This is a genomic window from Streptomyces sp. BE303 (assembly GCF_036290945.1).
Lineage (GTDB): Bacteria > Actinomycetota > Actinomycetes > Streptomycetales > Streptomycetaceae > Kitasatospora.
The window spans coordinates 96785-110991 of record NZ_JAQYWZ010000953.1 but is presented as its reverse complement, the minus strand read 5'-3'; the positions used below and the strand labels follow the sequence as shown (position 1 = coordinate 110991).

The 14207-nt window shown below is 76.1% G+C and carries 7 protein-coding genes; 1 reads left to right on the top strand and 6 read right to left on the bottom strand.

The genetic code is table 11. From position 1 onward, the window contains the following. The first annotated feature begins 7 nt into the window (after window positions 1–7). Window positions 8–1249 (top strand): ATP-grasp domain-containing protein, encoded by a 1242-nt coding sequence (locus PUR56_RS40430; protein ID WP_329952633.1) that lies wholly within the window; start codon window positions 8–10, stop codon window positions 1247–1249. Between the two features lie 157 nt (window positions 1250–1406). Here the strand turns inward: PUR56_RS40430 and PUR56_RS40425 are convergent, their stop codons facing one another. From PUR56_RS40425 to PUR56_RS40400, 6 genes are all read right to left on the bottom strand, one after another. Then, window positions 1407–6095 carry a condensation domain-containing protein gene (locus PUR56_RS40425; protein WP_329952632.1) on the bottom strand — a complete coding sequence of 1563 codons (4689 nt, stop codon included), beginning with the start codon at window positions 6093–6095 and terminating at the stop codon, window positions 1407–1409. Continuing rightward, window positions 6095–9580: an amino acid adenylation domain-containing protein gene (locus PUR56_RS40420; protein ID WP_329952631.1), complete on the bottom strand. Its 3486-nt coding sequence runs from the start codon at window positions 9578–9580 to the stop codon at window positions 6095–6097. The genes PUR56_RS40425 and PUR56_RS40420 overlap by 1 nt, the downstream gene beginning before the upstream one ends. A gap of 3 nt (window positions 9581–9583) precedes the next feature. Beyond that, window positions 9584–9805 (bottom strand): MbtH family protein, encoded by a 222-nt coding sequence (locus PUR56_RS40415; protein WP_329884344.1) that lies wholly within the window; start codon window positions 9803–9805, stop codon window positions 9584–9586. A gap of 80 nt (window positions 9806–9885) precedes the next feature. After that, entirely contained in the window at window positions 9886–12123 is a 2238-nt protein-coding gene (locus PUR56_RS40410) for an amino acid adenylation domain-containing protein (RefSeq protein ID WP_329952630.1), read from the bottom strand. Further along, window positions 12120–12896, bottom strand: a complete 777-nt coding sequence (locus tag PUR56_RS40405) for a thioesterase II family protein (RefSeq protein WP_329952629.1) — start codon at window positions 12894–12896, stop codon at window positions 12120–12122. Before PUR56_RS40405 ends, PUR56_RS40410 begins: the two co-directional genes overlap by 4 nt. Beyond that, the gene (locus PUR56_RS40400; RefSeq protein WP_329952628.1) at window positions 12893–14050 is read right to left on the bottom strand and encodes a thioesterase domain-containing protein; all 1158 of its coding nucleotides are present in this window, start codon (window positions 14048–14050) and stop codon (window positions 12893–12895) included. Before PUR56_RS40400 ends, PUR56_RS40405 begins: the two co-directional genes overlap by 4 nt. Window positions 14051–14207 lie beyond the last annotated feature (157 nt).

Below are 14207 nucleotides of genomic sequence, written 5' to 3'. Positions count from 1 at the left end.
CACGCACATGGACTCTCCCGAAGTCACCCACGTCGTGGTCGGATTCAGCGTCGGCCTGCTGAACCAGCTGGAGCGGGTCCTGCCCCCCGGCTCGGTCCTGGTCGTCGAGGAGCCGACGATCTGCGAGGCCCGCGACGTCGCCGGGCAGCTCCCGAGGTTCCGCTGCGCGGCCGGGTTCGTCGCGGCCCCCGTCCAGAACGGGACCGTCCGGCTCGCGGACCACGTCGACCGGCCGGACGCCGTCCGCGCCGTGCTGCCCGCCCTGGAGTACACGGTCGTCCCGGCCGCCGAGCTCGCGGAGGCGTGGGGGCTGCCGAACGGCGGGCCCGACGCCGTCCGGCTCTTCCGCGACAAGTCGCTGCTGCGGGAGGCCACGCAGCCGGCCGGCGTCGCCCAGCCGGACTGGCAGCGGATCGACGGCCCGGAGGAGGTCGCCCGCTTCCGCGACGCGCACCGCGGGGAGTGCGTCCTGAAGCCGACCCACCTCCAGGGCAGCCTCGGCGTCCAGCTCCTCGGCCCCGGGGACGACCTCGACGAGGCCTGGAAGCGGACGGCGTCCGCCGACCAGCCGCACCTGCGCACCGCGCACGCGGGCGCGTCCGGCTACGTGGTCGAGGAGTGGCTGCACGGCGGCGAGTTCAGCGTCGAGGCGCTGGTGCTGGACGGCCGCGTGGTCTTCCTCAACACCACCGAGACGGAGCTCTACCCCGGCCCGCACCCGGTCGAGCGCGGTCACGTCGTGCCGGCCCCGGCCGGTGCGGCGGCGGAGCCGGCCATGCGCACGCTGGTCACCGCGACCGGGTTCCGCACCGGCATCCTGCACGCCGAGTGGATCCTCCGGGACGGAGTGCCCCACCTCCTCGAATGCGCCGCCCGCCTCCCGGGGGACTACATCCCGTTCCTGATCGGCCTCGCCTACGGCAGCGACCTGTTCCGCGGCTACCTCGACGTGCTGGAGGGGAAGGAGCCGGAGATGGCCGCGGCCCCGGTCCGCGGGGCGGCGGTCCGGTTCGTGGACGCGGCCCCGGGCGTGGTGCGCGAGGTGCGCGGTCTCGACGCCGCCCAGTCCTCCCCCGGCGTCGAGTACGTCTGGGTGTCCGTCGAGCCGGGCGGGACGGTGCCGCCGCTCACCGCCTCGGGCGCGCGGGTCGGCGAGATCGTCGCCCACGGCGCCGACCGGGAGGAGGCCGTGGCCAACGCCCTGGCCGCCGCGACGGCGATCGAGATCGTCGTCGACCCGCTCCTGTAGGGCCCGCCCCCGACGCGGCCCGGCTCCGGCCGGGCCGCGTCGGCGTTTCCGGAACCGCCCGGCGCGGTGGCCCGGGGACGGCGGGCGGGGACGGGCCGGGGCCGGCACCGACGTGATGCCGGTGCCGGCCCCGCGGCCGTGCCGTCCCCCCGCGGCGTCAGAGATCCGCCGCGCGGAACTCGGTGACCGCCTCCCACAGCATCCGGGGCGTCCGGAACATGTCGACGACCTGGAAGTCGTCGGGGAAGACGATGTCGTAGAGCTGCTCGATGGCGACCATCAGGCCGACGGTGGCCATCGAGTTCAGACCGATGTCGGCGAGCGGCACGTCCGGTTCGAGCGCGCCCTCGTACGACGCGCCGGCCAGTACCTCGCGCAGGAGGTCGGCGAAGCCGTCGTCCCAGGGCAGTTCGTCCGGCCCGTCGGCGGGCGGCGCGGCGGACGGCTCGGGCAGACGGTCCGGGTCGACCGTGCCGGACGCGGTGAGCGGCCACTCGTCGACCACGACCAGCGCGTCCGGGATGAGGTGGCGCGGCAGCCTGCGTTCGGCGAGCGCCCGGCGCACCTCGTCCGGCGCGAACTCCTCGGTCACGGTGCGCACGTACCCGATCAGCCGCGGTCCGGCAGGCCCGGACGCGCCCGCCGGCGCCGGGTCCTGGCGGGCCGGGTCCTGACGGACCACCACCCGGCAGTCCCGCACCGAGGGGTGCAGTCCGAGCAGTTCCGCGGTCCGGTGCGGGCCGCCGACCGGGCCGAGCGGCTCCAGCCGCCCGCTGCGGCCGAGCCGGGCCAGCCGGCCCGTGCGGTGCGGTCGCCCGCCCTCGGTGTCCGCGTCCGGGTCGTCGACGCAGAGCTCCCCCACCACGCCGACCGGCACCCGGCGCTGCCGGTCGTCGGCGACCCGCAGGGCCAGTCCCGGCACCGGCCTGCCGTCGAAGGCCACCGGGCCGAGCAGCCCGTCGGCGTCCAGGACCTCGATCACCCTGGCCCGGGAGCGCAGACCGGCCGCCGGGGCGGGGCCGGCGTGGACGTCGCCGCCGAGGAGGACGGTGACCGGCCGCGGGGCCGGGTCGAGCACGCGTTCCGCGACCAGCGGGGTCGTCCACAGGTGCGTCACCCGCCCGCCCGCGATCAGTTCCCGCATCTCGGGGACGGCGTCGGGCAGCGGGGCGGAGGTGAGGACGGCGCAGGCCCCGGAGGTGAGCGCGGCGAGCACCTCGACCAGCCCGGCGGCGGTCACCGGCGGCGCGGCGCAGAGCCAGGACGAACCCCGGCCGCTGCCCGCCCCGCGCGCGTCGAGTTCGGCGTGGACCCGCTGCAGGGCGCGGGCCAGGGCGCGGTGCGTCACGGCCGTTCCGGGGGCGCCGGGCAGGACGCAGGCGGTGTCCCCGGGGATCACCGAGGGCTGCGCGAGGACGGGCAGGGCGGGCAGGGCGGGGCCGCCGGAGTCGTCCGGGGCGAGGCCGAAGGAGGCGCCCAGACGCCAGACGGCGAGCACCGCGGCGACCGTGTCGGGCCCCCGCTCGGGCGCGACCGCGACCAGCGAGCCCGGACCGACGCCGCGCTCGCGCAGGCCCCGGGCGATCTCCTCGGCCCTGGCGTCGAGCTGCCGGTAGCCGGTCACCCGGTCGCCGTACCGGAGCGCGGGGTCGTCCGGGTGCGCGGCCAGCACCCGGGCGAAGGCCCCGGTGACGCTCGCCGCACGCTCGTCCGTCCGCTCGTCCGTCCGCTTCGCCGTGCGCCCGGTGTGCTCCGTACGGTCCAGGACCCGCAGGCTCTCCCGCTCGCGCGCCGGCAGGCAGTCGGCGCGGGCGTCCCCCTCCGGTCCGAGGGACATCCGCTCCAGCACCGTCCGGTAGAGGGCGGTGAGCCGGACGGCGGGGGCCCGGCTCAACCGGTGGCTGGTCGTGTTGAGCTTGAGGATCCCCGAGATGGTGAAGACGTGCAGCGCGAACTCGTTGTCGTTGTCGTTGTACGTCGCGTCCTCATCGAGCAGGCTCTTGTCGACCTGGCGGAAGTCCAGGTAGTTGAAGAACACGTCCAGCAGCCGGCCGCCGGGGCCGAACTCCTGTTGGATGACCTGCATCGGGAAGACCCGGTGCGGCCAGAGCCCGGTCAGTCCGTCGTAGACCGCCTTGACCAGCCCGCCCCAGGTGAGCGCCCCGGTGGGCATGGCGAACGGCAGCGTGTTGAGGTACATGCCGAGGACCCGGTCGGCGCCCAGGACCTCGGGCCGCGCGTCGCAGACCAGTCCGGTGTAGAAGTCCTCGGTAGCCACGACCGCGCTCATGACCTTCATGTGCGCGGCCAGCAGCACGGCCTTCATCGACGTGCCGGTCTCGCTCGCCAGCCGGCGCAGGTCGTCCTCCAGGTCGCGGAAGTCCAGCATGTGCTGGTACCGCTCGCGGGCGAGCGCCCGGTCGCCCTGCCAGGCGGTCGGCAGGGCGGTGCCGGTCCGGCCCTCGACCACGCCGCGCCAGAAGGCGCGGTGCTCCTCGGACTCGCGCGCCGCCGCCTCGGCGGCGACGTAGTCCGCGTACCGGAAGGCCACCGGCTCGGGCTCGGCGGGGGTGCGGCCCGCGCGCAGCTCGTAGTAGCCGGTGAGGATCTCCATCAGCATCGTGTGGAAGCTGAAGCCCTCCAGGATGGGGTGGCACTCCGTGATGGTGATCCACCACTCCTTGGCGTCCTCGGCGCGGTGGCCGTGGACGCGGATCAGCGGCGCGGCGGCGATGTCCATCGGGTTGCGGCGCTCGCCGGCCGCGTACTCCTCCAGCGCCGGCCGCCAGCCGCCCGGCCCGAGGACGCCGTGGTCGGTGACGCCGACGTCGATCAGGGCGGCGCGGTGCACCAGTTGGAGCGGCACCGAGTACCGGTTCAGGTCGAAGCCGGTCCGCAGGACCTCGTGCCGGTCGACGACCAGCTGGGTGGCCCGCCGGAGCGCGGCGTGGTCCAGCGGCTCCTCGTCGCGGACCAGGTAGGAGGTGGTGTCCTGGTAGGTGTTGACGTCGGGCCGGGCCCGCAGCTCGATGAGCATGCCGAGCTGGGTCGCCGTCAGCGGGTAGGCGTCCACGGCGTCGGGCGGCAGGGCCGCGCGGTCCTCCGGGGACAGCTGGGCGAAGGGGGCGACCCGGACGGGCAGGTCGGGCCCGGTGCCGGAGGTCTGCTCCGCGCACCACTCGGCCAGTTCCTCGATGCTCTGGTAGGCGAAGATGTCGGTGGCCGACACCTCCAGGCCCTCCGCGCGCAGCCGGCCGGACAGGGCCACGGCGCGCAGCGAGTCGCCGCCGACGTCGAAGAAGTTGTCCTGCGGGCCGACGGCGTCCAGTTCCAGGACCTCGGCCCAGATCCGGTGCAGCGTCGCGGCCAGGGCGGCCGTGGCCCTGGTCCCGCCCGGGGCCGGCCCCGGACCGTCCGGTTCCGTGCCCGGCTCGGTGGCGGCGGCGGTGCCCGGTCCGGCGGCCCGGTCCGGGGCGGCCTGCCCGCCGGCGGGGAGCGGCGCGAGGGGCTCGCGCACCAGCGCGTCGAGCAGCGGTTCCCAGGCGGTGGCCCAGCCCTGCACGGTGGCCTCGTCGAGCACCGCCGCGGCGTACTCCAGCCGGACGACGAACTGTCCGTCCTCGGTGGCGGCGACGTGCATGTTGAGGTCGAACTTGGCGTCGGGCGCGACGCCGGAGCCGGTCCGCTCGACCGTCAGGCCGGGCAGCCGGAATCCGCCGTCCTCCCCGGCCGCCTCCATGTCGAAGGCGGCCTGGAACAGCGGGTTCTCGTCGAGGCCGCGGGCCGGGTTCACCTCGTCGACGACCCGCTTGAACGGGACGAACCGGTGGTCGAAGGCGTCCAGGACGCCCGCCCTGATCCGGGCGACCAGGTCGGTGAAGGTCTGCCCGGCGGTGTGCCGCGACCGGACCACGACGGTGTTGACGGTGTAGCCGAGGAGCCCGTCCAGATCGGGCGTCCGGGTCGAGACCGGGAGCCCCACCACCACGTCGTCGCTGCCGGTCAGCCGGGCGAGCATCACGTGGTAGGCCGCCAGCAGCACCATGAAGGGGGTGGCCCGGTTGGCCGCGGCGAGCGCGCGGACGCGGTCGGCGGTCTCCGGGGCGACCGTCAGGTCGACGAGGCCGCCGCGGCGGTCGGCGCGGGCCGGCCGCGGCCGGTCCAGGGGCAGCGGCACGTCCCGGACGTCCCCGAGCGCGTCCCGCCAGTAGTCCAGGTGCCTGCGGAGCGCCGCGTCCGTCGTGCGGCCCTGTTCCCACACCGCGAAGTCGGCGTACTGGACGGGCGGATCGTCGAGGCCCGACGGCGTGCCGGCGCTCTCCTCCCCGTAGAGCGCCGCCAGCTCCGCCACGATCACCTGGTAGGAGTCCTCGTCGGCGGCGATGTGATGGATGCTGACGACCATCAGGTGGAGTTCCGGGCCTGCCTCGATCACGGTGACCCGGACCGGCTGGTGCCTGGCCAGGTCGAAGGGCCGGCGCCGTTCCCACTCGGCGATCTGCCCGGCGCGCTCCTCACGGGTCGCGGCCGGCTCGTCCGCCAGGTCGACCACGCGCAGGGCGAACGGCCCGGGTGGGTCGACGAGTTGGCAGGGCTCGTCGTCGATCTGCTGGTAGCGGGTCCGGAGGATCTCGTGGCGGGTCACCAGCCGCTCCCAGGAGCGGCGCAGCGCCTCGGTGTCCAGCGGCCCGGAGAGCCGGAGCGTCCAGGTCATCAGGTAGGCCCGGCCGGTGGGGGCGAACTGGTGCAGCAGCCACATCTGCTGCTGGCCGGAGGAGAGCGGCAGCGGACGGCTCCGGTCCGCCGGTTCGATGGTCCGCCTTCCCCGGGACGGTGCGGCCGCCATCAGGTGTCCTTCCCTGTCGAGTCGCCCTGCCGGTCGGGGGTGCCGTCGGACTCCCGGAGGAGTTCCTCGACCTCCCGGGCGAGGTCGGTGGCCGTGGGCCGGTCGAAGAAGGCGCGCATCGACACCTCCACGCCGAAGGCGGTCTGGATGTTCCACAGCAGGCGGGCCGCGAGCAGCGAGTTGCCGCCGTGCGTCATGAAGTCGTCGTCGGGGCCGGCGTCGGGCAGTTCCAGCAGCTCGCGGACGAAGCCCAGGATCGTATCCAGCCCGGCGGCGGCCGTCCCGTCCGCGGCCGTCCCGTCGGCCTCCGCCACGTCCGGCACCTCCGCCGTCTCCGTCAACTCCGGCACCTCCGTCACCTCCGGTTCGTCCAGGCCGGCCGCGCCGACCGTCAGGGCCGGGTCGGCGGCGAACCGCTCGGCCAGGTCGCGCAGGCGCCCGGCGAGGCCGGTCGCCACCGCCTCGTCGTAGAGCGCGGAGGAGTACTCCAGGGCTCCCCCGTAACTGCCGTCGGGGTACGGCCAGAGCGTGAGCGCCAGGTCGGTGCGGGACACCGTCCAGGCCCGGCCGAGCAGTTCGAGGTCGCGCTCGCGCGGGACCTGACCGATCCCGTCGTCGCCGGTCAGGGCGAACAGGTTCTGGAACAGCGGGGTCCGGGAGAGGTCGCGGGCCGGGGCGACCGCCTCGGCGACGGCCTCGAAGGGCGCCGCGTGCCGGGCGAAGGCCTCCCGGCAGGTCTGCTCGACCACGGCCACCGCCTCCTCGAAGGGCAGGTCCGGGGTGAGCCGGGGCCGCAGGACCACGGTGTTGAGGAACAGGCCGACCAGGTCGTGCAGCTCCGGGCGGATCCGCCCGGCGTGCGGGGAGCCGGTCCCGAAGTCCCACTGGCCCGCGGCCCGCGCGAGCGCGACCGTCCAGAGCGTCAGGAAGACCACGTACGGGGTCGCGCCGGTCCGGCGGCCGAGCGCGAGAAGCGCCTCGACGGACGGCGCGGGCAGGTCGACGACGACCCCGGTGCCGTCGATGCCTCGCCGCTCGGCGCGTTCGCGGGCGGTGGGCAGCTCCAGCGCGGGCAGGTCGGCCAGCGTCTCGCGCCAGTAGGCGAGTTGCTCCTCCAACAGGTCGTCGGTCAGCTGGGCCCGGAGCCAGGCGGCGGCGTCGACGTAGCGCAGCGCGGGCTCCGGCAGGACCGGCTCACGGCCCTCCCCGAGCGCGGAGACCGTCGCACGCAGCTCCTGTTCGAGCAGCCGGGAGGACCAGCCGTCGCCGACGATGTGGTGGCAGACCAGCAGCAGCAGTTGCTCCGGCCCGCCGTCCCGCAGCAGCGCGGCCCGCAGCAGCGGCGCGGACGCCAGGTCGAAGCCCTCGCCGAGCTGTTCGGCGACGAGACCGTCGACCCGGTCGGGGGTGGTCTCGACGGTGCGCAGCTTGACCGGGGCCGCGTCCGCCGGCTCGACGACGGCGGCCAGGCCCCGGCCGTCCATCACGTAGCGGGTGCGCAGCACCTCGTGCCGCTCCACCAGCCGGGCCAGCGCGTCCTCGACCAGGTCGGCGGGCACCTCGGCGGGCAGCCAGAGCAGGATCGGGAGGAGGTACTCGCGGCTCCGGGGGGACATCCGGTCGAGGACCCAGAACCGTTCCTGCGCGTGGGTGAGCGGCAGCCGGGCGCCGGGCGGCAGCGCCTCGATCGGCTGCGCCGCGGAGGCCCGGGACAGCAGTTCGGCCTGCTGCCGCACGGTCGACGCGTAGTGCAGGTCACGCAGCGGGACGTCCAGGCCGGAGGCCCGGGTGAGCCCGGCGGCGAGCCGGGTCAGCATCAGCGAGTGGCCGCCCAGGCGGAAGAAGTCGTCGTCGGGCCCGATCCCGTCGGTGTCGAGCAGTTGCCGCCAGGCCGCCAGCACGATCCGCTCCTCGGCGGTCTGCGGGGCCGGGGCGGCGGGGCCCGGCGCCGACGACCAGTCGGGCTCGGGCAGCCGGGCCCGGTCGGTCTTGCCGCTGGTGGTCCGGGGGAAGGCGTCGGTCTCGGTGACCAGGGCGGGGACGAGGGCCGGGGGCAGCCGGTCGCGCAGGTGGGCGACGAGGTCCTCGGCGGCGCCGGTCCGCGAGGTGACCACCCAGGCCACCAGGCGCCGGGTGCCGTCGGGCCCGTCGACCGCCCGGACGGCGGCCTCGACCACCTCGGGGTGGGTCTCCAGGGCCGCCTCGACCTCGCCGGGTTCGATCCGGACGCCGTTGACCTTCAGCTGGTCGTCGATGCGGCCGGCGAACTCCAGGGCGCCGTCCGGGCGGCGGCGGACGAGGTCGCCGGTGCGGAACATCCGGGCGCCGGGCGGCCCGGCGGGGTCCGGCAGGAAGCGCGTCGCGGTGCGGGCCGGGTCCCCGTGGTAGCCGCGGGCGACGCCGGGGCCGCACAGGTAGAGCTCGTACAGCGGATCACCGTCCCCGGCGGCGGTGTCCCCGGCGGGGGCGTCCCCGCCGTTCTCGCCGTCCCCGGGCGGGAGGAGGAGCACGCGGGCGTTGTCGATGGGCTCGCCGATCGGAACGGCCCCGGTGAGCTGCGCGCGGTCGAAGCGCTGCGCCAGGGCGTCGATGGAGCACTCGGTGGGCCCGTAGGTGTTCCAGATCTCCACGTCGACCCGGTCGAGCACGCGCCGGCAGAGTTCGGCGTGCAGCGGCTCGCCCGCCGAGCAGACGGTCCGCAGGGTCGTGCAGGAGCCCAGGCCGGGCTCGGCGGCCAGCAGGCGCAGCATGGTGGGGACGACCTGCACCACGGTGGCCCGCTGCTCGCGGATCGAGGCGACGAGTTCGGCGGGGTCGCGGCCCGCGTCGGGGCGGCCGAAGGTCACCGGGGCGCCGCAGACCAGCGGGCCGAAGATCTCCCAGCCGGCCGCGTCGAAGGTGAGCGGGGTCTTCTGCAGGACCCGGTCGTCGGCGCCGAGGCCCAGGGCGCGGACGCCCCAGCACACCCGGTTGGCGATGCCCGCGTGGTCCACGACGACGCCCTTGGGGGCGCCGGTGGAGCCGGAGGTGAAGATCACGTAGGCGGCCCGGTGCCCGGTGGCGGGCAGGGGCGGGGTGTCCGGGTCCCCGGCGTCGAGCAGGTCGTCGACCAGGTGGGCGGCGGTCGACGGGGCGAGTTCCGCGCCCCGTCCGGACCAGGTCCGGTCCACGACGGTGAGGTGCGCACCCGCCGCCTCGACGACCCGGCGCAGCCGCCCGGGCGGGGCGAAGGGGTCGAGCGGCAGGTAGCAGGCACCGGCCAGCCAGACGCCGAGCAGTGCCTCGACCAGCTGCGGCCCGGGGGCCATCAGGACGGCGACGACGGACTCGGGGCCGGCGCCGAGCCCGGCGAGGGCGCCGGCGACCCGCCGGGCCGAGCGCTCCAGCGCGCCGTAGGAGAGCTCGTCGGTCCCGGCGACGACCGCGGGGGCGTCGGGGTGTTCCCTGGCGCGGGCCAGGAAGAGCTCCGGCAGCAGGCGGTTCATCGGCTACCTCGCCTCGCTCTGCGCGGTGGGCCGGCCGCCGCGGGCACCGAGCGGACGCAGGTCCGTCCAGACCGCGGTGATGTGCGCCAGGCACTGCCGCCGGTCCCCGGTGAAGCCGGCGGCCCGCCAGCCCTCCGGCGGTCGGCGGTCCGCGTCCCAGATCGAGTACTGCTCCTCCTGGTTGACCACTACTTGGTACGTCCTGTCCGCAGCCGTGTCGCTCACCGGATCCTGCTTTCCTGAGTGCTTCGGGTACGTGGGGTGGCGGGTCGCGGGCCGGCGGGGGCGGCGCGACGCCGCGCGGGTCAGAGGCCTGCCTGGAGCGCGCGGGTGTCGACCTTGCCGTTCGCGGTCAGCGGGATCTCCGGGACGATCCGGACCTCGGCGGGGACCATGTACGCGGGCAGGTCCCCGGCCAGGTCGGCCCGCACCCGGGCGACGTCGACGGCGGCGCCCGCCTCGGGCACCAGGAACGCCGCGAGCCGCTGGGCCCCCGACGGCCCGGGGACGGCGATCACCACGGCCTCGACGATCTCCGGGCGCCGTTGCAGCACGGCCCGGATCTCGCCGGGCTCCACCCGGTAGCCGCGGATCTTCACCTGGTGGTCGGTGCGGCCGAGGAACTCCAGCTCGCCCCGGCGCCAGCGGCCGCGGTCGCCGGTGCGGTACAGGCGCGATCCCGGTGGCCCGTAGGGGTCGGGCAGGAAGCGCTCGGCGGTGAGTGCGGGCGCTCCGAGGTACCCGCGGGCCACCCCCGCCCCGCCGACGTACACCTCGCCGGGAACGCCCTCGGGGACGGGTTCGAGCCGGTCGTCGAGGACGTACATCGTGGTGTTGGGGATGGGCCGGCCGAGCGGGACGAGCCCGTCGTCCGGGAGTTCCGTGGTCACCTGCCCGGAGTTGCCGACGGTGATCTCGGTCGGGCCGTACTCGGTGGCCACCGGGGTGCCGCCGGGGCCGGCCAGGTCGTGCCAGCGGCGGGCCAGGTCGGTCGGGAAGGCGTCTCCGGCGGCGATCACCAGCCCGGCCAGACCGTGCGCCTCCTCGGGTTCGAGGTCCGTGCTGAGCAGGTTCAGGTGGCCCGGCGTCATCTTGATGAAGCTGTAGGGCGCACCGTCGACCAGGAGCGCGCCGAGGTCGGCGGGGTCGAGCGGGTCGGGCAGCAGGTCGACCCGCTGTCCGACGACCAGCGGCGTGTACAGGCTCGGCACGCCCAGGTCGAAGCCGATCGAGCTGAAGTGCGGGGACCCGCCGGTGCCCCGGGCGGCGTACTCCAGGGCCGTCCAGAGCACGTAGTTGGCGAGTCCGGCGTGGTGCACCATGACGCCCTTGGGCGCTCCGGTCGACCCGGAGGTGTAGATGACGTACGCCAGGTGGGCCGGTCCGGAGGGGACGTCGACGAGGTCCGGGGACAGCGCGTCGATCTCCGTGCGCTCCCGGTCGAGCAGGACGAACGCCTCGTCCCCCAGGCCCTCGGAACCCAGACCCTCGGGACCGGAGCCTTCCGAACCGGAACCCTCGGCCGCCGGGCCCTCGGCGGCGGGGCGGTCGAACAGCGGGCGGTGCTCGGAGCGGGTCACCACCAGCGGGCACCCGGCGGCGGCGACCATGCCGCGCAGCCGCTGGGCGGGCAGGTCGGGGTCGAGCGGGAGGTACGGCGCGCCGCTCTTCCAGACGCCGAGGAGCGTCGGCAGCAGGTCCTCCCCGTGCCGCAGGCAGACGCCGACGAGCGCCTCGGGCCGCGCGCCGCGGGCGAGCAGGTGCCGGGCGATCCGGGTGGACCGCAGGTCGAGTTCGCGGTAGCTGAGCGTCCGTCCGTCGGCGCGGACGGCCGGCGCGTCGGGCGTCCGGGCCGCCTGGCGCCGGAAGAGTTCGAGGACGCCGACGGGTTCGCGCGGAACGCTCCGGCCGAGCGCCCAGCGGCGCAGCACGGCGTGCCGTTCGCCGTCCGGCAGGACGGCGGCCACCGCGTCACCCTCCGGCGCCCCCGCCATCGCCTCCAGGACGCGGCGGTACATGACGGCCAGCCGGTCCAGTTCGGCGGCGGCCAGGTAGCCGTCGGCGTGCAGCACCAGGGTCCGGCCGTCGACGCCGACCCGCAGGCCGTGGCGGCGGGCCGGGTCGGCCGGCTCGTCCGGCTTGCCGAGGTCGGCGGCGTCGGCCGCGAACAGCACGTGGTCGGCGGGCCCGGCCGCCCCGCCCTCCGGTCCGGCGGCGGGCCGCACCGCGCGCAGGGCCGTCCCGACCAGCCCGACCAGCTCCCGCCAGGTCCGCGCGGCACCGGGCCGCACGGTGAGGCTGTGCGGCCCGGGACCGTCCCCGGCCGGGAGCACGTCGGTGCTGAACTCGGCCTCCTCGACCAGGGTGTTCAGGACCTTGACGTGGGCCGCGGCGGGTGCCGCGACCGGGTCGGCCCCGGCCGCGGCGGCGAGCGCGTCCAGGGCGGCGGCCAGGTCGTCGTAGCGGACCTCGGCCCGGTGGGCCGTCGCCGCGGCCCGGTCGGTGCGCCACGCACTGGGCAGTCTGACGTCTCCGGCGCTCACGCCTCGCCCTCCAGGTCCAGCAGCCGTCGTGCGATCCGCCCGATCAGGGGGCCCGCGTCGTTGAGGATGTAGTGACCCGCGTCCAGCAGGTGCAGCGTGAACTCGCGGCTCGTCTCGGTGCTCCAGGCGGCCATCGACGAGGCGCTCACGAACTCGTCGCGGCGACCGCCGACGACGGTGACGGGCAGGTCGAGCGGCGGGCCCTGGGTGTACTCCAGGGTCTCGACGATCTGGTAGTCGGCCCGGAGGATCCGCTCGAACATGGCCATCAGGTCCTGGTCGCCCAGGACCTGTTCGGCCATGCCGCCGTACGTGACGACCCGCGCCAGCAGTTCGGCGCGGGGCAGCCGGTGCAGCGGCGGGTCCTCGACCGTCCGCACCCGCGGTCCCTCCGCGGAGGAGACCACCAGCTCGACCGGGGCCGGTGCGCCGACGGCGGCGAGCCGGCGCACCAGCTCGGTGGCCGGCACGCTGCCGGAGCAGTGGCCGACCACCGCGTACGGCAGGTCGAGCAGCGGGGTCAGGTGCGGCAGGAGGTCGTCGATCAGGGCGTGCCCGTCGGTGAGCAGGGCCTCCCGCACCCGGTTCTCGCGCCCGGGCGGCCGGACCGCGCAGAGGTCGACCTCCGGCGGCAGGTGGTCGAGCCAGGGCTTGAACGCGGCGGCGCCGGCGCCGACGTGCGGGAAGCAGAAGATCCGCAGCGCGGGGCGCTCCGGGGGCCTGAGCCGGGCGATCACCCGGTTCGCCGCTGCACTCGTGGTACCGCCGTTCATACGTCGAGCGCCTTCCTCATCGTCTCGGCCACCTGCGGGTCGTGGATGACGGCCAGGGGGGATTCGAGCCCGTGGTCGAGCCGGTGGACGTCCGGCGGCCGGGCCGCGCCCGCCCACGCCCGCTCCGCCGGATGCGGGTCCGGGCCGTCCAGGAACAGCAGCGCCCGCCCGTCGTACGGCTCGTACGCGTGGGCCCGGACGGCCGACGCGAGCCGGGCCCAGGCCAGTTGGAGCCGGGGGAGGTCGCCGGGCCCCACCGTCCCGTCGTACCACTCCTCCTCGGCGATCCGGTCGTGGATCTCGGCGAGGCTCTCGCCCCCGGTGAGCCCGAACCGTCCGGCGAGCAGGGCCAGCCGCCGGCCGAGCAGGTCGTCGGGTCCGGCGTCCGGTTCGCCCGGCGCCGGCCCGGCGGGCGGCGCGACCAGGGCCAGCAGCGCCACCTCGGCGCCCGAACCGCGCAGCCGGCGGGCCAGTTCGAGGGCGACCACCGCGCCGAGGCCGAAGCCGGCCAGCCGGTAGGGCCCGTCGGGCCGGCGCCCGCGCAGGTCCGCGAGCAGCCGCTCGGCGACCTCCCCGACGCTCCCGAACGGCGGGATCGGGCCGCGGGCGCCCGGGAGGGCGTACCCGTGGGCGGCCCGGCCACCGGTCCACCGGGCGACCGCCGCGCGCTCGGCCCGGACGTGACGGTCGGAATGCACCACGAACAGCGGCGCGGCCGGGTCGCCCTCGGTTATCGGCTCCGGCCGGACGTCCGCCGCGGTCCAGTCCGGCGCGGACACCGCGGCGGCGGCCCCGGGGTCGAGGGCGAGGGCGCGCGGCGGGCCGGTCGGCGTGCCGCCCGCGCCGGGGCCGCCGAGGGTCAGGTGCTCGGCCAGCCGGGCCGGCGTCGGGTGGCGCAGCGCCGCCGAACTCCGGACCCGGAGGCCGCGTTCCCGGGCGGCGGCCACGATCGTGGTGATCGCGAGCGAGTCGCCGCCCAGGTCGAAGAAGTCGTCGTACGGCGAGACCCGGTGCCCGAAGTGCGCGCTCCAGAGCTCGCACAGCAGGCGCTCGACGGCACGGCAGCCGAGCGGGTCCGCGGTGTCCGCGCGGCCGGCACGGCGGCCGTCCGCCGGTGGGGGCGGAGGTATTCGGGTCCGAAAGTTCGGCTGCACGGCAAGGCTCCGTCTCCTGGATCGGGCTTGTCGGAAAGCTTGGTTTCCGCGCCCGCCCCAGGACAGGCATCCGGCAGGCAAGTTACCCGCCCCCAATTGCCGGTTGGCTGCCTGGAGACCGTGCGACGTGGCGGGAAAGAATCGCCGTCGGGTCGCC